The following is a 22,134-nucleotide window of genomic DNA, read 5'->3' on the forward strand; positions in this document are numbered from 1 at the left end:
TCGCAGAAAGAAACTGACTTAGTTCACAGAGTCAATAACCGCATTCAAGGTGGCAGAAGGTCGCATGACCTTCTCGATCTTTGCGGCATCGGGCTTGTAGTAGCCACCGATATCAGCAGGCTTGCCCTGCACAGCGATCAGTTCAGCCACGATCTGCTCTTCCTGAGATGCGAGTGCCTTGGCAACAGGAGCAAACTTCGCAGCCAGGGCTGCATCTGCAGTTTGCTGTGCCAATTCCTGGGCCCAGTAGAGGGCGAGGTAGAAGTGGCTACCGCGGTTGTCAATGGTGCCGACCTTACGTCCGGGAGAACGGTCCTCTTCGAGGAAGGTTCCGGTCGCGCGGTCGAGGGTGTCGGCCAGGACCTGTGCCTGAGCATTGCCGGTGGTCTGAGCCAGGTGCTCGAGCGATGCTGCCAGGGCAAAGAATTCACCGAGGGAATCCCAGCGCAGGAAGTTCTCTTCCACCAACTGCTGCACGTGCTTGGGGGCAGAACCACCCGCACCGGTCTCGAACAAACCACCACCAGCCAGCAATGGAACGATGGAGAGCATCTTGGCACTCGTGCCCACCTCGAGGATGGGGAACAAGTCCGTGAGGTAGTCACGCAGTACGTTACCGGTCACCGAGATGGTGTCTTCACCCTTCCGAATGCGACCCAGCGAGTACTTCGTTGCCGCTGCAGGCTCCATGATCTCGATCGTGAGGCCGGTGGTGTCGTGGTCGGCGAGGTAGGTCTTCACCTTGGCAATGACCTGGGCGTCGTGGGCACGCTTCTCGTCGAGCCAGAAGATGGCAGGAGTATTGCTTGCACGAGCTCGGGTTACCGCCAGCTTGACCCAGTCACGAACAGGGATGTCCTTGGTCTGGGTTGCGCGCCAGATATCGCCAGCTTCCACGTTGTGTGAAAGCAGGACGTCTCCAGCTGCGTTGACAACCTCCACACGACCTGCTGATGCGATCTCGAAGGTCTTGTCGTGGCTGCCGTATTCCTCTGCTGCCTGAGCCATCAGACCAACGTTAGGAACGGTGCCGATGGTGGCAGGGTCGAGGGGGCCGTGGGCAATAACGTCCTCGATGGTCGCCTGGTAAATACCGGCATAGGACGAGTCAGGGATCACCGCGATGGTGTCGTCTTCGCCGCCATCAACGCCCCACAACTTACCCCCGTTACGGACCAAGGCAGGCATGGAGGCATCCACGATCACGTCAGAAGGAACATGCAGGTTGGTAATGCCCTTGTCACTGTTGGTGTAACTCAGGCGAGGACCGTTCTCAATTGCTGCGGTGAATTCTGCAGCGATGGCGTCGCCGCCGGCAATGTCGGTGAGGCCGGCAAGAATCGCACCCAAACCGTTGTTGGGGGTGAGGCCTGCAGCTTCGAGTGCTGCTCCGTGCTTGTCAAAGACGGCTGCGAAGAATGCCTTGACGACGTGGCCGAAGATGATGGGGTCAGAGACCTTCATCATGGTTGCCTTGAGGTGAACCGAGTAGAGCACGTTCTCCGCCTGAGCCTGCTTGAGCGTCTCAGCCAAGAACTCATCCAACGCAGAAGCGGACAAGAATGTCGCATCGACGATTTCACCGTCGAGTACCTTCAGGCCACTTTTCAGTACCGTCTCGGAACCATCAGCTGCGATGTGACGGATTGTCAGGGTGTCTGCTGCAGGAATGACAACCGACTTCTCGTTGGAGAAGAAGTCATCGTGTCCCATGGTGGCTACACGCGTCTTGGATCCTGCAGCAAAAGGCTTGTTCACGTGAGGGTGCTTGCGCGCGTACGCCTTGACCGAAAGTGGTGCACGACGGTCGCTGTTTCCTTCACGGAGGACAGGGTTTACGGCGCTTCCCTTGACGCGGTCATAGCGTGCTCGCACGTCGCGATCCTCATCGGTGACGACTTCTTCGGGGTAGTTCGGAACGTCATACCCGGCAGCCTGAAGTTCTGCGATGGCGGCATTGAGCTGGGGCATGGACGCAGAGATGTTGGGGAGCTTGATGATATTAGCTTCGGGGGTCTTCGCCAGGTCACCGAGTTCCTTGAGGGCGTCAGCTACACGCTGGCCTTCTGCCAGACGCTCGGGGAAAGAAGACAGGATGCGTCCCGAGAGGGAAATGTCGCGAGTTTCGATGTCGACATTCGCCGCATTGGCATATGCCTTCACGATGGGAAGGAATGATGCTGTGGCCAGTGCGGGGGCCTCGTCAGTGTGCGTGTAGACAATGGTCGAATCGTTCACGGTGTGCCATTCTTCAGGTCGTTAGGGAGCTCAAATTCCACCTCAAAGTCTACCCGACAGAACGAAAGTATCTTGATGTCGAGCTATTTTTGTTTCACTCGTGAGGGAATGTGCAGCGCACCGGCCTCCCCTGCCGATGCTGGTGTCGAGAGAGAACACCCCGCAATCGTTGCGGTGAGCGTCGTGCCCTCCGTGTCCGCTGTCAAGGACCACGAAGCACACAACTCATCGAAACTCCGACTGCCGTAACCAGGTTGTGTTGGATCTGCAATGGAAAGTCCGTCATTCCAGACAGTAATGAGAAGGTCTTCTTTCGAGTCACGAATGTTGATAGTGATGGTGGTGGCATTTCCATGCTTCACTGCATTGAGCACACCCTCGGTCACCACCTCAATGACAGCCTGGCAACTCGCTGGGTCATTGCGGAGGATGACGCATGCCCCTCGTTGGAGCTCGCTCTCGATACTGCACTGTGCAGACCACAGCACATGAAGGCCATGGAGCGACTCCCGCACTTCCTCGATGGACGTACTAATCGGAGCTTGGAGCTCAGAGAGTGCTTGTCGAACGTAGTCCAAGACCGGACTGACATCACGTAATTCACCAGAAGACATCTGCATGAACCTCATGGTGCCCGCTTGTAATGCGGCTTGTATGGGGCCATGAATTTTGGCTGCAATATGTTTACGTGCAAGCCACATTTCTTGTCGCGCACGGTGACTCTGCATTTCTAATGTTTTTTTCAATTGCTCGCGCTCTGCAACATAACCATGAAATATCTGGTCCGCTGCACGGAGTGCCGTAAGCATCATCGCAACGATCAAGACCCCCACCGAATAGCTCCAGGGGTAAGTAGGCTCCGGTGCACGTAACAACAAGCCTTCAGTAAACGCTGCAATGAGACCGGCCATAGCTGCAGCAAAAATTGCGAGGAACCCCGCGAACCACATCTGTACGTGAGCGTGACGAGCGGCGATCTTCATGAGAGCGAGGAGTAAAGCCGTCACAACAAGCGTAGGCAAAAACAGGAGGAATGAGCTCCCCGTGACGAGCAATCCAGCTGCACGAAAGATGGCCACGATCACGACAGTCCAGACAGGTTGGATCAAACTACTTGCAGAAATACGTTGTCGGAACTGTTCACCCCACGACTGCGGCTCTTGGATGGGTGACGAAGGTTCAACGTGAATGGTGAGTGTTGCAATTTCATGACTCAAAGGGCGGACAAAATCATCGGTGAAGTGTTGTATCTCAGCGACCGTAACCGCGTCCTGGGCCGAGAGTCGTTTTTCCAGCTCCCTCAGCTCGACTCTAAACATTTCCTGTGTACGTGTAATCAGTTCAGCGCGATCACGCTCAGCAAGTAGCGATGTCCGCTCAAGCTGACTTCGAAGGCTGGCCAACTGATTGCTGAGCTCCCAAGAACGTGCAGCAATAGCGTAAATTCGAGAAACGATTGCTTCTCCGATAATCAAGGTCAGTGCGGTGACCAAGATCGCGGCACCCATGCGAAACAGGATCTTTTCGTTTGGCACAAGGTCAAAGGGCTCACCTGCCCAAATGACAACAAGAGAGCGCAGTGAGCCAGAAACCAACCAGACCAGTGCCGTGACCGCAGGCCGTGCTCGACGGGCAGTGACCGGAAGTATCGTTTTCTGGGCAAGGACTAGTGGCGCCAGTCCCACAACTGTGCCCAGAATGGTGAGCCACAGCAGTGTGACCATGTCCCCGTCAAGTCGGCGAATATCAACGCTGATGTTAAATAGTCCGAGCGAAATTCCATAGAAAAGTAGCGTTGGCCACGCAACGGCATACCTTCCCCCAATGACAAGAAGCGTAGGGAATCGATTCACCGTAGCGTTGCCAAAATGTAGGTGCGGGCAGCGTGCACTCGTGCGGCACCTTGTTGGGGGTCAATATGAAGTGCCTCGAGTGTCCTGGCAAAAAGTCGCTCCACAGACCGCGTGCTGGAGTGACGGAGTTCGGCTATCTGGTCATTACTCAAACCTTCACTCACCAGACGCAGGACTTCCAGTTGAGCAGTCGTGAGGTGCGCCAATGGGTCACCCGCGTGTTGATCGTGACGTTGTTCGGGGGTGACCCGCTCACTCAAAACCGCGTTCAAAGCAACAACAAGTTCATCACTCGTTGCTAGCCGACTTTTCCGAAGATAGGCAACACTGTCCAGCACTGTTGCAGATGGTCGAGAGCTAAACCGTGCACTCGGCAGATTGGTTAGAAACACCATTGCTGTGCCAGGGGATTCCCGGGTAATGGCTTCAGCTAATTGCAGTCCATCTGGACCAATTCCCAGATCTATATCAATGACCACAGCATCAGGATTTGCCGTTCGAGTCAGGCCAATTGCTTCAATTGCGTTGGCCGCTGTGACGGTGTTGAATCCTGCCTTTTCGAGAACCTGCGCGATCATGTCGCGAAGTAAAGCATCGTCATCGACGATGAGCACCCCCCGGCGTTCTATAACTGGAGCGGCCATGGACACAGTGTACGTGTCAGCTTCGCCGTGCAACGAAGATACATAATGTTCCGAGCCCAAAGAGCAGACCAATCACACCAAATGGCACGTTATTCCCCGTGGCAGCAAGTACTTCCGGGGTGGATGCGTGCGTACTCCCGGAAACTGTCGTGCCTCCCGTGGAACCCAAACTTGAACTGGGAGCCAAACTGAGGCTCGAACCAGAAGAAGGTGAGGAAACTCCGAATTGGATAATCACCTGTGCAGGCGATGTAGCAGTGGCGTCTACAGTTCCCGCCATGGAGAACGAGCCGTAGCTTCCGACGAGGCTCGCCCCGATGGGATAGGCAGCGCCTGCTCCGCTCCCAAATCCAGAGCCTGCGTTCAATACGGTGCCCCCAGAAGAGGGAACCAGAACAGAGCTACTCGAATTCCAGCTTCGAATGGCTGCTGAGGTAGTACCGAAGGAAGTCGCCGTTAAGGATCCGCCGGTGACGTTCAGGGTGCTAGCGACTGGATACCCAATCCACAAAGCATTGGAATTACTCAAGATTGCAGTTGCAGTAACGGTTCCACCTGAAAGGGTATTGGTCGCGCCGATGAAATATATCGCTGGTGACCCCACGACATCGAGCGTTCCTCCCGACATATCAAATGTTCCCTCGCCGCTTCCCCCGACAATCATTCCGTAGCTTCCCGGGCTAGGCAGAGTTGTCAGAGAGCCTCCCGTCATAATGAAGCTTTTTACTTTCTGCCCGGACCAACCGCCGCCAATCGCTGCGGTACCACTACCGCCCGCAGTAGCTACAATCGTGCCCCCGTTTATCGTGACTACCCCGCCACTACGAGACCATCCGCCTCCGATAGCTGACCCACCAGAACCAGCAGTTGCAGTGACAGTCCCCCCATTAATGGTGATGTTCCCGGCTTTTCGATGGCTACCTCCACCAATAGCAGCAGACCAATTCCCCCCTTGCGCATTGATCACGCCGCCATTAATGGTGATGTTTCCTGTTGTGGGGATCTGGTTGCTTTGCGCATAAGAGTTTGAATCCCCGCCAATACCTGCACCACCGGTTATTCCGTTTGTAGCTCCGGTTACAGTGAGTGAGCCTCCGCCTGTTGCGTCAATCTGAAATGTCGAATCGCTGGGAACAGTAATTCCTGCCAATGCCCAGTTAGCGAGTGTTGTGGGTGTTTTGATTGCGGTGACGCTCAGATCAAATCCTGAAAGATCCAGAGTGACATTTGCGGCAGCGGGGATGGTGAGGTTACCTCCGGTCACTACGTCATTTGTAGGACCAATGATGGTCGCACCCAAACAGATAGTTGTCCCTGCGTTCGTTGCCGCGGCAAATGCACTTTGTAAATCAACAAAGGTTGACGGTGAACTGTCACACGTCGTCGCCGAAGCCGGAGCTACAATTCCGAAGCTGTTCCCTATGCCGATCCCGGTGCAGAGAGCTAGGAGGGCAAAAACCCGCGCCATGTGTGGGCGTGACAGACGCATAAATTACCTGACTCTAGGGATGTCAAAAACATTCTCAGAATAGGGTTGGCCCCGTGGCTCACTGGGGTCAATGTTCGCTCCAGCGACAGCGTCGACAAGTACCCGATATTTGAGTCGGAAAAAGTGTCTATTTGAGGGCGAAAAACAAAAAACACCCCATTACTGTTTCCAGTAATCAGGTGTCTGAAGTGTGAATAACTTCACATGGTGGCGTGTGAGGGATTCGAACCCCCGAATGCTGAGCAGTCTGATTTACAGTCAGATCCCTTTGGCCGCTTGGGTAACACGCCATCGCCGTCATCACAATTTCTCATGACTCAGTGCCCCTCAACAATACCGGGGCAAGGCGATAGTTGAAAATCGGTGTTAGTTGCTGGTTGCTACGGGAGCGGCACGGGCGTATTCGTTGGCCTTATCTGCCACGTCCTGCATATATTGGGGCACCTGGTTATAGGAGAAGATGGCATCCTGCCACCCCTGCACGGTGGAGAGATTTCCTCCCGAGAAGCACAGATACCGCCCCGCAGCAAGGACAGAATCGTCAATGTTTTGACCGTCTTCATTGCCGTCATTGTTTCCGTCGCTGTGCCACGCGGCCCAGGTGGGAGGAACAATCTGCATAGGTCCCACAGCCCGGTCAAACTCGGCGGTGCCGTCAAAGTTTCCGTCATCAAAATCGGGTAGTGCTTGCGTGTTGTTGGTGCCATCGAGAGGAATGCCAAAGATGGGTTCACTCATGTTCCCATCGGGAAGAATCTTCCCGCCAAAAATAGTCCCGTGGTGCGATTCCACCCAGCCAATACCTGCCAAAGTGTTCCACGACAAATGGCAGTCGGGCTTCACGACGGAGAGCCCTATCGCCACTCCGGCATAGGCGGTGAGTGCGCGTTCGGGAATGCCGGTTTTCTGTGCTGTGTCTTTTACCCAGGCAGGATCAGGGAGTTCAGCGATAGGACTGTGTGCTAATTGATCAAGCGTCAGATCTGCCGCATGGGGCGGATCTGGAAGGGCAGGAGCGAATGCCCCGCCCAGGCCGGAGTCCTGGGCTGCATTCGAACACGAGACAAAGCCCCAGGTGGCAAGGCCGAGCACCACGAGCAGAATAATCAGCGCGCGGTTCCGTCGTACTTTTCGTGAAGCCATCTGCCTCCATTCTGCGGGTGGCCCCTGACAATTCGCCGAAGGCAAGCTGCGGATAACATGGATGCATGGCTGATTCATCATTTGACGTAGTAAGCAAGGTCGACAAAATGGAGACCGATAACGCCCTCAACCAGGCAATCAAAGAGGTTGAACAGCGTTACGACTTCAAGAACGTGGGCGCCTCCATTGAATGGAGTGGTGAGAAGGTCCTCATGAAGGCCAACTCCGAAGAACGTGTGAAGGCAATCCTCGAAGTGTTCGAAGCAAAGCTCATCAAGCGCGGTATTTCTCTGCGCAGCCTAGACGCCGGTGACCCCTTCCCCTCGGGTAAAGAATTCCGCATCGAAGCCAAGATGAAGGAAGGCATCGACCAAGAGAATGCCAAGAAGGTAACCAAGCTGATTCGCGACGAAGGCCCCAAGTCGGTCAAGTCGCAGATCCAGGGAGATGAAGTTCGCGTCTCGTCTAAGAGCCGTGACGATCTCCAGGCCACGATGGCGCTGCTCAAGGGTGCAGACCTTCCGGTTGCGCTCCAGTTTGTGAACTTCCGATAACTCCAGAACATATACACAATGCCCACCTGTTTCAGGTGGGCATTGTCGTTATGGCTATTTGAAGCCGAGAATCTCTTCGCCCCAGGCTTTGCGAATCTCACCGTCGGGGTCGTTCTCAATCGTGTCGGTGCCGTTGATAATCAGCGTGGTGCGAGTGTGCTCGTCATAGCCTGGCCAGCTGAGCTCCAGCCCCGTGTCCGTGTCAGTTGTGACCGGGTTGGTGGTTCTGGCAAAACTGAGCCAACGCGCCATGATGCGGCGTGAAATTTCTTTGGCCTCTTTCAGGCCGCCGAGACGGAACTGCAGAGCTTTCTTTTCCGAGAGCTTGTCAGGAAGTGTGCCAAAGACGTAAGGAAGTTCGGTGGCATGGCTCGCGCCGATGCCCAGCAGCTTCATGAGTGGTGGGGCTTGGTCAAACCGATACATCCATGTGGGGGCAACCCGTGAGTGAGCCTCCGCCACCCAAATCGAGGGCATCCGGAAACCTGCATCGCGCGAGATTTCCATGGCACCCTTTTGTTTCGGGAATTCGGGATAGGCCGCAATGATGTCGGCTTCGGACCCCTTGAGTGCCGGGTTGTCTTTGGCCACAAGTTCGAACATCTCATCGATAGCGGACTCGCTGATCGGCATGAGGGGTGACTTCATCATCTTGAACAGCGCAGCCTCATCATGATTGGTTCCGATGATGAGGGGAACCTTGTGTTGTTTACCCGCACGGAATGCGGCCACGGGATACCCAGGAATAAGATCCCCATCGACCACGGGCGCGAACGCAACGGTACCGGGGGCGGTTGTGGCCACGTGATTGAGTAAGTTCGTGGTCTGTGTGGCCAACGTGACCGCATCAATTTCACGCAAGCGCTGTGCGGCATCCTTGGCTTCGACACCAATGAGATCGAGATAGGCCTGAGCGACTCCAGCGGCACGCTCGGGCTTATAAACACTGGTTGCGGGAGAGCTCTCTGCAATGGCCTTGTGGAACAGTCCCTCCGCCACGGGCATTGTCATGAGCGTGGTGACACAACCGGCACCGGCAGATTCGCCAAACACCGTCACGTCGTCAGGGTTGCCACCAAAGGCTGCGATGTTGTCCTTCACCCACGTGAGGGCGAGCACGATATCGCGCATGCCCAGGTTGGAATCGAAGGGGTCAGCGGGGTCACTGAACGAGGTGAAATCCAACCACCCGAGGGCGCCCAAACGATAGTTGATGGTGACAACAATGACATCACCCGACTCGGCGAGCGCGCGTCCGTTATAGACCGCTTGTGCAGAGAAACCGATGAAGTAGGCGCCGCCGTGAATCCAGAACATCACCGGACGCGGACGGGTGTCGCCGTGCGCTCGGGGCGGTGCCCAGATGTTGAGGTTCAAGCAGTCTTCGTTGATCTCAACACCCACGGGTAGTGGAATCACTTTGGTGGGTTCTTGTGGCGCAGCACTGCCGAACTCGAGGGCGTCCCGCACACCTTCCCAGGGCTGGGCAGGAAGGGGCGCTTTCAACCGCAGCGGCCCCACGGGCGGGGTTGCATAGGGGATGCCGAGCCAACGGTGAGTGTTCCCGTCGTGTGCACCACGGACAACACCGGTTGTTGTCGTGACGAGGAGGGTGGGGTCTGCGAAAGCGTCCATGGCTTAAAGGTATGCCCTCAGCCACCTCGTGAGCTCAGAGAAAGCCTTCAGCCGAATTGGCCGGGCTGACAACACAACATCGTGCATCGCGTTTTCGATGCGAGAAAGGGTGACGAGCTTGCCCAGGTTATGCACACGGGCAGCCACAATCTTCACGTCAATGGCGACGTCAGCGCGCATCATGTCCTCACTCCAGCGAGGAACTAACAAGCTGCGGGTGGAGAGCCAGGTGAAGACGGGCGCCTGGATATCTAGCCCTGCTGCAACGTGTGCGTGTCCAGTCAGAATCGCGTTCAGCCATGCGGGTCGAACAGGGAAGCCATGCTCGGGGCGCCAATCGTAGTTAAATTCCCACTCGCCGCTCTTGTGCTTATCCACTGCTCGGGAATAGAAACCAAAATCAATACTGGGCATGGTCGTCTTGGGGTTGATCTTGGTTCCTGCCCGCAGTACAGGTGCCACAAGTGCCCGCGCTGCCGCCGTGAGTTGATACTCCAGCCAGGGGCTGTTGAGCACAAGAACTGTGAAGCGGCCGGGGTTGCGATCAGCCCAGAGGCTGAAGATGAGACCGCCGGTGGAGTGCCCCATCAGCACAAGCTTGCGTCCAGCTTGAACAGCATGGTCGTGTCCCGAGGCACGAGTGCCATGCCCGATGGATTCCAGGGCAGCTTCGATGTCTTCGTCGTAGTCCGCGAGGTTGTCAATGAAACCTTCAGACTGACCTGGCCGCAGACTTCGACCATATTTGCGCAGATCGAGCGCATAGAACTGTGCGCCCTGTGACCGCCAATAGGCAGCCAGATTCTTTTGGAAGAAGTAGTCCGACCAGCCGTGCACATAGAGAACATCTGTGTTCGTGGCGACAAGGCTCTGCTTCTTCATCAGACGTGAAAAGAAGGAGGGTACGGGAGGTGCGGCGGCCTTGACCAGCGTCGCAACGACCGGTCCTTCCGAATCGGGCTTCAGCTCGAGGGTGGCCTGCAAGAACCCCTCGCCCAGAACATCGGGGGACCACTGCACCGACGAATTCATATTTCCATTGTGACGGACGAACTATGTGTTGTGTGGGAGTGAACTGACCTAATAGCATCACAGATGAGGGAATCCTCAGCATATTTGGCTGCGAACTACCTATTTCGATAGTAAAAGTGTTGAAACACTACTTATTTCGTATCCACAAAGGAATTGTGATGATCGATAGAAACCGACTCGCTGAACTGTTCGAGCGCGAACGCGCAACGTTTACTGCCGCCCGGCCAAAGTCTCAGGCGGCCTATGACAACGCAACCCATCTGTTTGGGCGCGTTCCCATGACCTGGATGAACAAGAAAGCCGGCGGATTCCCCATCTATCTCGATCGCGCCAAAGGTAACCGCGTGTGGGACATTGACGGGCACGAATACATTGACTTCGCTCTTGGAGACACCGGTTCCATGGCCGGCCACTCCAACCCCGATGTGGTGGCAGCGATTGAGAAGCGCATTAACGAGCAGGGCGGCTTGACCACGATGCTCCCCACCGAAGATGCCGAGTGGGTGGGAGCGGAACTCTCCCGTCGCTTTGGTATGGATAAGTGGAGCTTCTCGCTGACCGCCACCGATGCCAATCGCTGGGCGATTCGTTTGGTCCGTGCCCTCACCGGTCGCAGCAAGATATTGTTCCACTCCTACTGCTATCACGGCTCAGTGGACGAGTCCCTCATTGTGGTGGGGCCCGATGGTCACGGCATGAGCCGTCCCGGTAACGTCGGCGAACCGGTCGACGTGACCGTCACCAGCCGGGTAGCCGAGTTCAATGATCTCGAGATGCTGGAGCGAGAACTTGCTCACGGTGATGTGGCAGCCGTACTCATTGAGCCTGCACTGACCAACATCGGCATCGTACTTCCCGATCCCGGCTATCACGAGGGTGTTCGTGCCCTGACGCGGAAATATGGAACGCTGCTCATCATTGATGAGACCCACACCTTCTCCGCAGGCCCGGGAGGAATGACCCAGCGCGATAACCTCGAGCCCGACATCGTCATTATTGGTAAGTCCATTGCCGGGGGTATTCCGACCGGCGCCTATGGCCTCAGTGCTGATTTTGCGGAGAAAGCCCTAGCTCGCACCGACCTCGACCTGGTCGACATGGGTGGCGTGGGTGGAACTCTGGCGGGTAACCCGCTCTCGGTTGCCGCTATGCGTGCAACGCTGGAGAACGTGCTCACCGAAGAAGCATTCGACCACATGATCGCCACCGCCACCGTGTTCAACGACGGTGTGCAGGAGCTGTTCGACAGGTATGACCTGCCGTGGTCGATCAACCAGCTGGGAGCCCGTGCGGAGTATCGCTTCGCGAAGCCCTATCCCGTGAATGGCACTGAGGCGAACGCTGCGGCCGATGGTGAACTCGAGGACTTTCTGCATCTTTACCTCGCCAACCGAGGCATCTTGCTCACTCCGTTCCACAACATGGCGCTGATGTGCCCGACCACGACGGTGGCGGATGTGGAAAAACACCACGACGTCTTTGAACAAGCAATTAAAGAACTGTTGGGAAAATAAGGACCATGAGCGACTCTCCCCTGATGCACCCTGCCGACAACGCGACCGTCCGGGAAGCAGACACCGGCAATGTCTTCCACTCCTGGTCTGCCCAGGGAACCCTAGCGCCCTTCGTCATTGCTGGCGGTCAAGGTGCCCATGTGTGGGACTACGAAGGCAACACTTTCCTCGACTTCTCCTCCATGCTGGTCAACGTCAATATTGGCCACCAGCACCCCAAGGTGATTGAGGCCATCAAGGCACAGGCAGACATTCTGACCACCGTCGCGCCCGCACACGCGAACAATGTTCGCGCGATGGCGGCGCAAAAGATTCTCGCTCACGCACCGAAAGGCTTCGAGAAAATTTTCTTCACCAATGGTGGGGCGGACGCGAATGAGAACGCGATCCGAATGGCACGGTTATATACCGGCCGCGACAAAGTCATCTCCTTCTATCGTTCGTATCACGGCAACACCGGGGCGGCGATTGTTTCCACTGGGGACTGGCGTCGTATCCCGAACGAATATGCCCGAGGACACAAACACGTATTTGGCCCCTACCTCTACCGATCGGAATACTGGGCAACGACTCCTGAGCAGGAGAGTGAACGTGCTCTGCATTTCCTCGAGCGCACGATTCAAGCAGAAGGCCCTGCAAGCATTGCCGCCTTCTTGATTGAATCCGTTCCGGGCACCGCCGGCATCTTGACTCCCCCACCCGGATATCTCCAGGGCGTGCGCGCTCTGGCGGACAAATACGGCATCGTGCTCATCCTGGATGAGGTCATGGCAGGCTTTGGTCGCACCGGTGAGTGGTTCGCCTTCAACGCCTTCGATGTGGTTCCTGACCTCATAACTTTTGCCAAGGGCGTCAACTCTGGCTACATCCCTGTGGGAGGCGTGATCATCTCCAGTGAGATTGCCCACGCCTTTGATGAACGTGTCTTCCCCGGGGGTTTGACCTACTCTGGCCACCCGCTTGCGTGTGCGAGTATCGTCGCCACCATCGAAGCAATGGAAGACGAAAAGGTCGTCGAGAACTCCAAGCACATCGGCGAAAAGGTCCTGGGCCCTGGCCTCCGTGCACTCAAGGACAAGCACGCAGTGATCGGTGATGTTCGCGGCTCTGGCGTGTTCTGGGCCGTGGAGTTCGTCACGAACCGTGACACGAAAGAACCTGTGGATGCGGCCTGGATGGGCAAGCTCAAGGCTGCCCTGATGGCGCACAAGCTCTTGCCCTTCATGGCCGACAATCGCCTCCACGTCGTACCACCGTGTGTGGTCACCGAGGACGAGGCACGTGAAGGTCTCGCAATTATCGATTCCGTTCTGACGGAGCTTGTACACTAGCCAGAATATTTGACTCCGTTACCGAGAAGATTGTGCCCAACTGGCTAATCGGGTGGCAATCTCGAGGTAGCGGAGTTCACCCGATGCAACACCGATGACAAATTCGTATGCCACGTCGTCTTCGAGTTCGAGATAAATCCCGTTGAGAGCGTAAAAAGAAACAAGTGCTGCCCAACCGAGTCTTTTGTTTCCATCAACTAGTGGATGGTTCCCCACGATTGATTCCAAAAGTGCTGCACCTTTATCCGCAAGCATCGGGTAGGACTCAGCCCCAAAGACAACAGACTGAGGCCGCAGTGCTGCAGAATCGAGGAGGCCAACATCTCTCACCTCGAGGACGCCAAGTAACTGAGCTAGCTCGAGAAGATCTTCTGTGCTGAGGTACTTAACTTGGGTCATTGACCGAGACGGTCTATGACTTTTGCATAGCGAGTAAGGGCAAAGGCAAACGCTTCACTTACCTCAGCTTTGTGGGTGCGACGGGAGTATGCCTCGTCTATAGCCATCACAACAGCCTGCTGTTTACTCACTCCCTCTCGTTCGGAAAGAGCAGTGAGATGAGCTTCTTGCTCGTCAGTCAATCGAAGTGTCATTGCCATACGACAATGATACCACTTTGATACCACTGATTACAGAGGTGCCAGTTATCCGAAACGACCCGAGATGTAGTCCTCAGTTGCCTGAACGTGAGGGTTCTCGAAGATCGTGGTGGTGTCATCGAACTCGATGAGCTTTCCAGGTTCACCGGTTCCTGCAATGTTGAAGAAGGCGGTCTTGTCAGAGACGCGTGAAGCCTGCTGCATGTTGTGGGTCACGATGACGATCGTGTACTTAGCCTTGAGCTCCTCGATGAGGTCCTCAATAGCGAGGGTGGAGATAGGGTCCAGAGCCGAGCAGGGCTCATCCATCAGGATGACCTCAGGGGAAACCGCGATGGCTCGAGCAATACACAGACGCTGCTGCTGACCACCAGAGAGACCAGAACCGGGAAGATCCAGGCGGTCACGCACCTCTTTCCAGAGGTTAGCGCCCTTGAGGGACTTCTCAACCAAGTGATCAGCGTCAGACTTTGAAATCTTGCCGTTGTTGAGCTTCACACCAGCAAGAACGTTGTCCTTGATGGACATGGTGGGGAACGGGTTAGGCCGCTGGAAAACCATTCCGACCTGGCGGCGGACCATGACGGGGTCGACGTCTGCGTCATAGAGGTTCTTGCCATCGATGAGGACTTCACCCTGAACCGATGCGCCCGGAATAACTTCGTGCATGCGGTTGAGCGTGCGAAGGAAGGTCGACTTGCCGCAACCGGAGGGGCCGATGAAGGCCGTCACGGTGCGGGGCTCGATGGTGAGCGAAACGTCTTCGACGGCCTTGAACTTGCCGTAGTAAACGTTGAGGTCTTTGACTTCGATGCGCTTAGACACGAGTTTTCCTTCTGTGGTGGGGGCTTAACGGAGGCCCTTAGGGGCCAAAAGCTTAGAGACGAGGCGGGCAATGAGGTTGAGAGCCATCACGATCAGAATCAACACCAGCGCACCTGTCCAGGCGCGGTCGATGTAGGCCTGTGCATCAGAGCCCTGGCTGGCGTACTGGGTGTAGACAAACACCGGCAGAGTCGCCATACGGTCGGAGAAGAGGTTGTAGTTCATACTCGTGCTCATACCCACGATGATGAGCAGTGGAGCGGTCTCTCCGATGATGCGGGAGATGGAGAGCATGACACCGGTGATGATTCCACCAATAGCGGTTGGTATGACGATCTTCACGATAGTGAGCCACTTAGGAACACCGAGGGCGTAGGACGCCTCGCGCAGTTCGTTCGGAACCAGCTTGAGCATTTCCTCTGTGGAACGCACGACAACTGGAATCATGAGGATCGAGAGCGCAACCGCACCACCGATACCAAATCGGATACCGGGGCCAAAGAAGATGGCAAACAAGGCGAAGGCAAACAAACCGGCGACGATCGAGGGAATACCCGTCATGACGTCGACGAAGAATGTAATGGCTTTGGCCAAGCGGCCCTTGCCATATTCCACGAGATAAATCGCGGTCATGATGCCGATAGGTACCGAAATGATGGTGGCAGCCAGAGTAATTTCCAAGGTTCCGATGATGGCGTGAAGACCACCACCACCTTCGCCGACGACGTTACGCATGGAAGAGCTGAAGAACAGTGCATCAAAACGGGGAAGACCGTTGACGAGTGCTGTCCAGATCAAAGAAATCAAAGGCAACAACGCAACGATGAATGCTGTAGTGACCAAGCCAGTGGCCAGACGGTCAGCAGCCTTACGGCGACCCTCGACGATACGTGACATCACGTACGAGAGAAGAACAAACAATATTGCGCTGGCGAAGACAGCGGCAACAATGTTGAAGCCTTCAGAAATCCCCGCAGCCATGAGGACACCAAAGACGCCGAACGCGACGAACGCGCTGACTCCTGCAGTGAGCCACAGGGTGGGCTTTGACAGCTGGCGGGCGCTAGTTGGCGCGGGGACAACGAGGGCGGACATTAGTTAGCTCCCGAGAAAGCCTTGCGGCGGTTGATAACCATACGAGCAAGTGAGTTCACCAGCAGGGTGATGATGAACAGAATCAAACCAGTGGCGATCAGCACGTTCACACCAAGATCATGTGCTTCGGGGAAGTTCAGTGCGATGTTGGCCGCGATCGTGGTGGGGTTCTGCGACTGCAGGAGCGCGAAGGAAATAATGACCGAGGGTGAGAGCACCATGGCCACGGCCATGGTTTCTCCCAGTGCGCGACCTAGACCGAGCATCGTTGCGGAAATAATTCCTGGACGAGCGAAAGGCAGAACAGCTACCTTGATCATTTCCCAGCGAGTGGCACCCAGTGCCAGGGCAGCTTCCTCGTGCAGACGAGGTGTCTGCAAGAAGATCTCGCGAGTCAACGCGGTGATGATCGGCAGAATCATGACCGCAAGGACGACAGCGACGGTCAGGATGCTTCGGCCCGTTCCAGAAACGGGGCCGGCGAAGAGTGGGAACCATCCCAGGTTGTCTACAAGCCAGGTGTAGAAGGGCTGAACCGCGGGAGCTAGGACGGTGATACCCCAGAGGCCAAAGACCACCGAAGGAACGGCTGCCAAAAGGTCAATGACATAGCCCAGACCCTGTGCAAGTTTGCGGGGTGCGAAGTGGGAGATGAACAGGGCGATTCCGATGGCGAAAGGAAGTGCAATCGCGAGAGCGAGAGCAGCTGCCCACACTGTTCCAAAGACGAGCGGGATGACATAGACCCAGAAACCCTGACCGTCATTGACGTCAGCTGGATCTGCGAGGAATGCGGGGAGGCTTTGAGCCAGAAGGAAGATGGCGACTGCTGCGAGGACGGCGAGGATTAATGATCCTGCTATGAGGCTCGAGCGCGAGAAGACTTTGTCTCCGAGGCGACCAGGGGCTTTAGCCTGTGTCGATTCCTGAACTTCGATAGTCACGAGTCCTTCTTACTGCAAATGGGCGGAATTGTGTAATGCCCGGCCCAGAGAATCGTGAGGATTCCCCGAGCCGGGCATCACAAGGTGTTACTTGATGGCAGAAACGATTGCAGATGCCTTCTTGGCAGTTGCTGCATCGAGTGGTGCCGAGCCAGCAGCGGCAGCTGCGTCAGCCTGACCCTGCTCGCTGAGGATGTATTCGAAGTAAGGCTTGACCAGGTCAGCTACTCCAGCCTCTGCGTACACGTTGCAACCAATGAGGTAGGAAACGAGAACGATGGGGTAGTGAGTTGCGTCGGTGGTGGTGCGGTCAATCTTGATGGCCATGTCGGTCGCGTCGCGGCCATCTACAGCGGAACCGTCTGCAACTACTGCAGCAGCAGCTTCAGGGGTGTAGCCAACGAACTTGTCGCCAACCTTGATGTTTGCAACGGAAAGCTTTCCAGCCTTCGAAGCGTCTGCGTAACCGATGGTTCCGGTACCGTTCTTGACTGCGTCAACAACACCAGAGGTGCCCTGTGCGCCTTCACCGGTCTGGAAGGGGAATGGGTCAGCAGGCTTCTCGATTGCCCAGTCAGCCTTAGCGGTCTGGAAGAGGTAGTCGGAGAAGTTCTTGGTGGTACCCGAGTCGTCCGAGCGGTGAACTGCGGTGATGGCAGTTGCAGGAAGCTTGGCCTTGGGGTTGAGTGCAACGATTGCGGGGTCGTTCCAGGTGGTGATTGCACCCGAGAAGATCTTCGCGATGGTCGATGCGTCAAGGTTGAGGTCAGTGACACCCTCCACGTTGTAGATCACAGCGATGGGGGAGATGTAGGCAGGAACCTCGAATGGAGTGGTGTCTGCTGCACATGCTGCGAAAGGAAGAGCGAGCTCTTCGTCCTTGAGGTACGAGTCAGAACCGGCGAAGTTAGATCCACCAGCGATGAAGGTTTCGCGACCAGCACCCGAACCGGAGGGGTCGTAGGTGATGGTGACATCTGGGTTAGCAGTCTGGAATGCGGCGATCCAAGCTTCCTGAGCGGAACCCTGGCTGGATGCGCCTGCACCGACAAGAGAGCCGGCGAGGGTGGAGACGGTAGCTTCAGGAGCTGCCTCTTCGTTTGCTGCACAAGAGCTGAGTGCAATTGCAGCAGTAGCTGCGATAGCAATGGCTGCCATGGGGCGGCCGAAACGCGTGATGTTCACGTGAAATCCTTTCAGGATTTTTTCTTGGAGTATGGACTCGTTGTGTGTCCTGAGTTCACGGTAAGACAGCCGGGTGACCTATCGGCACACGCAAGGTAAACAACAGGTGAACGGTTTTTCACCAGTTGGGAGCAGCGAAACTTAATGACAAATGCCCCGCCGAAGCAGGGCATTTGTGCAGAAGGAATTTAGTCTTCTTGAGCACCGAGCTCAGGAGCCCATTCACCGGTGGAAAGGTACTTCACCTTGCGCGCAATCGAGATCGCGTGATCAGAAAAGCGCTCGTAGTAGCGGCTAGCTAGAGTGGCGTCGACGGTGTCCATCGAGGTTCCGCCCCATGCTTCGCTCAATACCTTGTCAAAGACGGACAAGTGCAACGCGTCGATCTGGTCATCGATGTCACGAATGGCATCAACAAACTTGAGGTCCTGGGTCTTGAGCATCTTGATGAGCTTCTCCGCAATCTTGATGTCGAGCTCGCCCATTTCCTTGAACGTAGAACGAAGGCCCTTTGCAATGACCTTGTCGGGGAAGCGGTAGCGGGTGAGCTGAGCCAGGTGCTCTGCCATGTCGCCCATGCGCTCCAGTGATGCGCTCATGCGCAGTGCGCTGACGACGACGCGAAGGTCGCGGGCTACGGGCTGCTGGCGGGCAAGAATCTGAATGGACAGTTCATCCAAGGTGAGGGCAAGCTCATCAATGCGGCCATCCTCTTCGATGACCTGCTCTGCGAGAGCGATGTCGCTGGTCTGAAATGCTGTAGTTCCCTTGCGCATTGCTTCTGCAACGAGTTCGGCGATCTCTACAAGGCGCTGCTGAACTTCGTGAAGTTCTTGCTGAAACACGTCGCGCATGTGGATTCCTTTAAATAGTGATGGTCAACCGCTACTCAGTTAGCCGTGTGGGGGTGAAGGACACCTGTCCCACAGGTTAACGAAGATAGCGAGTCTGGTTAACAGTTGACATTTCAAGCCTACTCCTGGCCTTTTTCTTTTTGAGGGAGGCTTTGGGTGGGTTAGCGTTATAGCATCATGTCAGCCACAGTGGTATTGCTCGCCCTCGCCGTGGGAGCCGTCGCAGGTGTGGCTATCGTTCTCCTCATTCTGTGGGTTCTGAAACAACGCAGGATAGACAACGAAAAAACTTCTGGTGACCTTCCTCGAGGTGTCGCTCAACTCGTGAGCAAACTCGATGGTGCCGTCATGATTCTGGACACGTCGTTAAACGTCCTCGTGGCGTCTGAGGGTTCAGGCAGACTCAATCTTCACGGCCAGCGCCGTTTGCTGCTGCCCGAACTTGTTGTCATAGCTGAACAAGCTGCCCGGGGCAAGACGGTCTCCCAAGAAGACTTTCAAATCTCTCGCGGCCCCCTGGGTGATGCCACTCTCACCGTGACCGTTCATGCCTCGCCGTTTCGTAACCGCTTCATTCTTTTGACCGTTATTGATCGTGGAGAATACCAACGCCTCGATGACGTACGCAGAGAGTTCGTCGCCAACGTCAGCCACGAGCTCAAAACACCTATTGCGTCCGTGGGCTTGCTCGCGGAAGCACTGCAAGAAGCAGCCGACGACCCAGACATGGTTCGCCATTTTGCAGAAAGTTTGTCTAACGAAGCACACCGACTCGGAGCAATTACTCGAGAAATTATTGAGCTCTCACGTTTGCAAGCAGAAGGCGCCCTCGCAGAATTTGAACCCGTCACCGTTGAAAAACTGGTGAACAAAGCCGTTGATCAAAACCGGGTGGTTGCTAAATCCCGCAATATCAAACTGGCTGCTGGCGGAGATCTCGACGCAATTATTTACGGTGATGAGGACCGACTTGTTGTTGCACTCAACAACTTGATTGCCAATGCGGTTCACTACTCGCCAGACAACTCACAAGTCGGTATTGGTGCTGTTCGTCGCAACTCATTTATTGAAATTGCCGTCACCGACCAAGGCATCGGCATGACAAAAGAAGAGGCAGAACGGGTCTTCGAGCGTTTCTATCGCACAGACCAAGCTCGCTCTCGTTCCACCGGAGGTAGCGGTCTGGGCCTCAGCATTGTCAAACACATCGTCTCCAACCATGGTGGCGATATCCGCGTCTGGTCTTCCCCGGGCAAGGGTTCCACATTCACCATCCGCATCCCTGAAGCAGCGAATTCCGGAAAGGAAACATCCGCGTGACACGCATCCTGCTCGTCGAGGACGAAAGTTCTCTGAGTGAACCACTCTCCTTCCTCCTCACCCGAGAAGGTTTTGAGGTTGAGGTCGTCGAGGACGGCCAGTTGGCTCTCGATGTCTTTGCCAACGGCAACTTCGACATCATTCTTCTGGATCTCATGATTCCCAAGGTTCCTGGCAATGAGGTGTGTCGCCAGATTCGCCAAACCTCCAACATCCCCATCATCATGCTCACGGCCAAGGACACCGAGGTGGACAAGGTTGTGGGTCTGGAACTGGGTGCGGATGACTATGTGACCAAGCCATACTCCACGCGTGAACTTCTAGCCCGCATCAAGGCCGTACTTCGCCGCAACGTGCGAGAAGACGAGCTGGATGATGACGGCGTGATCGACATTGCCGGAATCAAGCTCGATGCCGACCGTCACACCCTGCACGTTCAGGGAACACTTGTCGCGATTCCGCTCAAAGAGTTTGAGCTGCTCGAATATCTGATGAGCAACGTGGGGCGTGTGCTCACACGTGGTCAACTCATTGACCGCGTCTGGGGTACCGACTACTACGGTGACACCAAGACCCTCGATGTCCACATCAAGCGTCTGCGTTCCAAGATTGAGGCAGACCCTGCAGAACCTGTGCACCTGGTCACTGTGCGTGGTCTGGGTTATCGCTTCGATTCCTAAGCAGCATAAACACAAGAATCCCCCAGCAATACTGGGGGATTCTTGTTTACTGTTTTAGTTGGGTGCGATTTCAGAGATGAGCTGCTCAACGCGAGCACGAATGTTGTCGCGAATGGGGCGCACAGATTCGATGCCCTGGCCTGCGGGGTCTTCGAGCTCCCAGTCCTCGTAACGCTTACCGGGGTAGAACTTGCAGGCATCACCGCAGCCCATGGTGATGACCACGTCACTGCCTTCAACCGCTTCATCGGTGAGCACCTTGGGGGTGTTGTTGGCGATGTCGATGCCTTCCTCGAGCATTGCCTCGACAGCGACAGGGTTGATGGTGTCTTTGGGGGCTGAGCCGGCAGAGAGAACCTGGACGCGGTCACCTGCGAGTGCCTGGAGGTAGCCGGCAGCCATCTGGGAGCGGCCTGCGTTGTGAACGCAGACGAACAGCACGGTAGGGGTGGAGTTAGACATTGTGTGTCTCTTTCTGTGTGGGTGTGATGAAGAGAAGAGCAAGTGCCCACCCGATCAATGCGCCCAGTATCTGGGCTGCAATAAACGGCACGACCGACGCCGGTGCAATACCGGTGAAGGTGTTGGTGAACATGCGGGCAATCGTGACAGCCGGGTTGGCGAACGATGTGGAGGACGTAAAGAAGTAGGCGGCACCAATCCAGGCTGGAACCAGGATGGCCAGCAGGGGAGCTTTGTCGCGTGCGACGGTGAGCAGAATGAGGAAGATCAGTCCCGCCGTCGCCACCGCTTCACCGATGAGCAGTTCGAAGGAGTCTCGAGGGTTCTGAGAGAACTCGAGAGCGACCCCACCAAACATGACGTTGCCGAGTGCGACACCGGTAAGTCCGCCGAGGATTTGCACGACGATGTAGAGCAGCGCCGAAGTGACAGAAAGCTCTTTGCGCAGACCCATAATCACAGTCACAGCAGGGTTGAACTGTGCACCGCTGATGGGCAGAAAGAGGAAAATCAGCACACCGAGCGCCAGCACGGTGGCGAAGGCGTTGAGGAACAACACCACACCGATGTCTTCGGACAATGCCGATGCCATGATTCCCGAACCCACGACAGCTGCCACGAGCAATGCGGTTCCGAGAAATTCTCCCAGCAGTTTGACGGGAAGAGACATAGAGCGGTGTTCCTTTGTATCGATGTATATCTATGTTTACATACCCAACATTGACAAACGTCGATGT

21 protein-coding genes and 1 tRNA gene are annotated in these 22,134 nt (G+C 55.8%); 5 read left to right on the forward strand and 17 right to left on the reverse strand.

The window, feature by feature from the left end; all coding sequences use genetic code 11:
• Positions 1-18 precede the first annotated feature (18 nt).
• The 6 genes from M2119_RS00975 to M2119_RS01000 all read right to left on the reverse strand — a co-directional run bounded on the left by M2119_RS00975 (position 19) and on the right by M2119_RS01000 (position 7,367).
• Positions 19-2,238: an NADP-dependent isocitrate dehydrogenase gene (locus tag M2119_RS00975; protein WP_280803112.1), complete on the reverse strand. Its 2,220-nt coding sequence runs from the start codon at positions 2,236-2,238 to the stop codon at positions 19-21.
• An 83-nt stretch (positions 2,239-2,321) separates the two neighbouring features.
• A complete protein-coding gene (locus M2119_RS00980; protein ID WP_280803113.1) occupies positions 2,322-4,091 on the reverse strand; it encodes a sensor histidine kinase in 1,770 nt (589 codons plus the stop codon).
• Complete coding sequence (locus M2119_RS00985; protein ID WP_280803114.1) at positions 4,088-4,735, reverse strand: response regulator transcription factor; 648 nt, start codon at positions 4,733-4,735, stop codon at positions 4,088-4,090. Before M2119_RS00985 ends, M2119_RS00980 begins: the two co-directional genes overlap by 4 nt.
• Positions 4,736-4,751: 16 nt before the next feature.
• Positions 4,752-6,224, reverse strand: coding sequence for a hypothetical protein (locus M2119_RS00990; protein ID WP_280803115.1), 1,473 nt, complete (start codon positions 6,222-6,224; stop codon positions 4,752-4,754).
• Between the two features lie 205 nt (positions 6,225-6,429).
• Positions 6,430-6,514 (reverse strand) — tRNA-Tyr (locus M2119_RS00995).
• Positions 6,515-6,590: 76 nt separating this feature from the next.
• Positions 6,591-7,367 carry a hypothetical protein gene (locus M2119_RS01000; protein WP_280803116.1) on the reverse strand — a complete coding sequence of 259 codons (777 nt, stop codon included), beginning with the start codon at positions 7,365-7,367 and terminating at the stop codon, positions 6,591-6,593.
• Positions 7,368-7,432: 65 nt separating this feature from the next.
• On the opposite strand from M2119_RS01000, the gene M2119_RS01005 reads away from it, so the two are divergent.
• Positions 7,433-7,921: a YajQ family cyclic di-GMP-binding protein gene (locus M2119_RS01005; RefSeq protein ID WP_280795356.1), complete on the forward strand. Its 489-nt coding sequence runs from the start codon at positions 7,433-7,435 to the stop codon at positions 7,919-7,921.
• A gap of 54 nt (positions 7,922-7,975) precedes the next feature.
• Here the strand turns inward: M2119_RS01005 and M2119_RS01010 are convergent, their stop codons facing one another.
• Complete coding sequence (locus M2119_RS01010) at positions 7,976-9,556, reverse strand: carboxylesterase/lipase family protein (protein WP_280803117.1); 1,581 nt, start codon at positions 9,554-9,556, stop codon at positions 7,976-7,978.
• A 3-nt stretch (positions 9,557-9,559) separates the two neighbouring features.
• Complete coding sequence (locus tag M2119_RS01015; protein WP_280803118.1) at positions 9,560-10,588, reverse strand: alpha/beta hydrolase; 1,029 nt, start codon at positions 10,586-10,588, stop codon at positions 9,560-9,562.
• A gap of 158 nt (positions 10,589-10,746) precedes the next feature.
• Between M2119_RS01015 and M2119_RS01020 the strand changes: the two genes are divergently transcribed.
• Together M2119_RS01020 and M2119_RS01025 are read left to right on the forward strand one after the other, a co-directional pair.
• Positions 10,747-12,102 carry a transaminase gene (locus M2119_RS01020; protein ID WP_280803119.1) on the forward strand — a complete coding sequence of 452 codons (1,356 nt, stop codon included), beginning with the start codon at positions 10,747-10,749 and terminating at the stop codon, positions 12,100-12,102.
• 5 nt (positions 12,103-12,107) lie between these two features.
• On the forward strand, positions 12,108-13,433 hold the full coding sequence (locus M2119_RS01025) for an aspartate aminotransferase family protein (protein WP_432418489.1): 1,326 nt from the start codon (positions 12,108-12,110) through the stop codon (positions 13,431-13,433).
• A gap of 18 nt (positions 13,434-13,451) precedes the next feature.
• Here M2119_RS01025 and M2119_RS01030 read toward each other — a convergent pair whose 3' ends face one another.
• From M2119_RS01030 to phoU, 7 genes are all read right to left on the reverse strand, one after another.
• A complete protein-coding gene (locus tag M2119_RS01030; protein WP_280803120.1) occupies positions 13,452-13,832 on the reverse strand; it encodes a type II toxin-antitoxin system death-on-curing family toxin in 381 nt (126 codons plus the stop codon).
• Entirely contained in the window at positions 13,829-14,032 is a 204-nt protein-coding gene (locus M2119_RS01035; protein ID WP_280803121.1) for a CopG family transcriptional regulator, read from the reverse strand. The genes M2119_RS01030 and M2119_RS01035 overlap by 4 nt, the downstream gene beginning before the upstream one ends.
• A gap of 45 nt (positions 14,033-14,077) precedes the next feature.
• Complete coding sequence (gene pstB / locus M2119_RS01040) at positions 14,078-14,857, reverse strand: phosphate ABC transporter ATP-binding protein PstB (RefSeq protein ID WP_280803122.1); 780 nt, start codon at positions 14,855-14,857, stop codon at positions 14,078-14,080.
• Between the two features lie 24 nt (positions 14,858-14,881).
• On the reverse strand, positions 14,882-15,952 hold the full coding sequence (gene pstA / locus M2119_RS01045; RefSeq protein WP_432418490.1) for a phosphate ABC transporter permease PstA: 1,071 nt from the start codon (positions 15,950-15,952) through the stop codon (positions 14,882-14,884).
• Positions 15,952-16,896, reverse strand: a complete 945-nt coding sequence (gene pstC, locus M2119_RS01050) for a phosphate ABC transporter permease subunit PstC (RefSeq protein ID WP_280803123.1) — start codon at positions 16,894-16,896, stop codon at positions 15,952-15,954. Before pstC ends, pstA begins: the two co-directional genes overlap by 1 nt.
• Positions 16,897-16,983: 87 nt before the next feature.
• The gene (gene pstS / locus M2119_RS01055) at positions 16,984-18,081 is read right to left on the reverse strand and encodes a phosphate ABC transporter substrate-binding protein PstS (protein WP_432418491.1); all 1,098 of its coding nucleotides are present in this window, start codon (positions 18,079-18,081) and stop codon (positions 16,984-16,986) included.
• A gap of 188 nt (positions 18,082-18,269) precedes the next feature.
• Positions 18,270-18,935: a phosphate signaling complex protein PhoU gene (phoU, locus tag M2119_RS01060; protein WP_280803124.1), complete on the reverse strand. Its 666-nt coding sequence runs from the start codon at positions 18,933-18,935 to the stop codon at positions 18,270-18,272.
• 177 nt (positions 18,936-19,112) lie between these two features.
• On the opposite strand from phoU, the gene M2119_RS01065 reads away from it, so the two are divergent.
• Together M2119_RS01065 and M2119_RS01070 are read left to right on the forward strand one after the other, a co-directional pair.
• Positions 19,113-20,255, forward strand: coding sequence for a sensor histidine kinase (locus M2119_RS01065; protein WP_280803125.1), 1,143 nt, complete (start codon positions 19,113-19,115; stop codon positions 20,253-20,255).
• Complete coding sequence (locus M2119_RS01070) at positions 20,252-20,935, forward strand: response regulator transcription factor (protein ID WP_280803126.1); 684 nt, start codon at positions 20,252-20,254, stop codon at positions 20,933-20,935. Before M2119_RS01065 ends, M2119_RS01070 begins: the two co-directional genes overlap by 4 nt.
• Positions 20,936-20,989: 54 nt before the next feature.
• On the opposite strand, the gene M2119_RS01075 is transcribed toward M2119_RS01070, so the two are convergent.
• Positions 20,990-21,397: an arsenate reductase ArsC gene (locus M2119_RS01075; RefSeq protein ID WP_280803127.1), complete on the reverse strand. Its 408-nt coding sequence runs from the start codon at positions 21,395-21,397 to the stop codon at positions 20,990-20,992.
• Positions 21,390-22,067 carry an MIP/aquaporin family protein gene (locus M2119_RS01080; protein WP_280803128.1) on the reverse strand — a complete coding sequence of 226 codons (678 nt, stop codon included), beginning with the start codon at positions 22,065-22,067 and terminating at the stop codon, positions 21,390-21,392. Before M2119_RS01080 ends, M2119_RS01075 begins: the two co-directional genes overlap by 8 nt.
• Positions 22,068-22,134 lie beyond the last annotated feature (67 nt).

This window comes from Aurantimicrobium minutum (genome assembly GCF_029894165.1).
Classification (GTDB): domain Bacteria; phylum Actinomycetota; class Actinomycetes; order Actinomycetales; family Microbacteriaceae; genus Aurantimicrobium; species Aurantimicrobium minutum_A.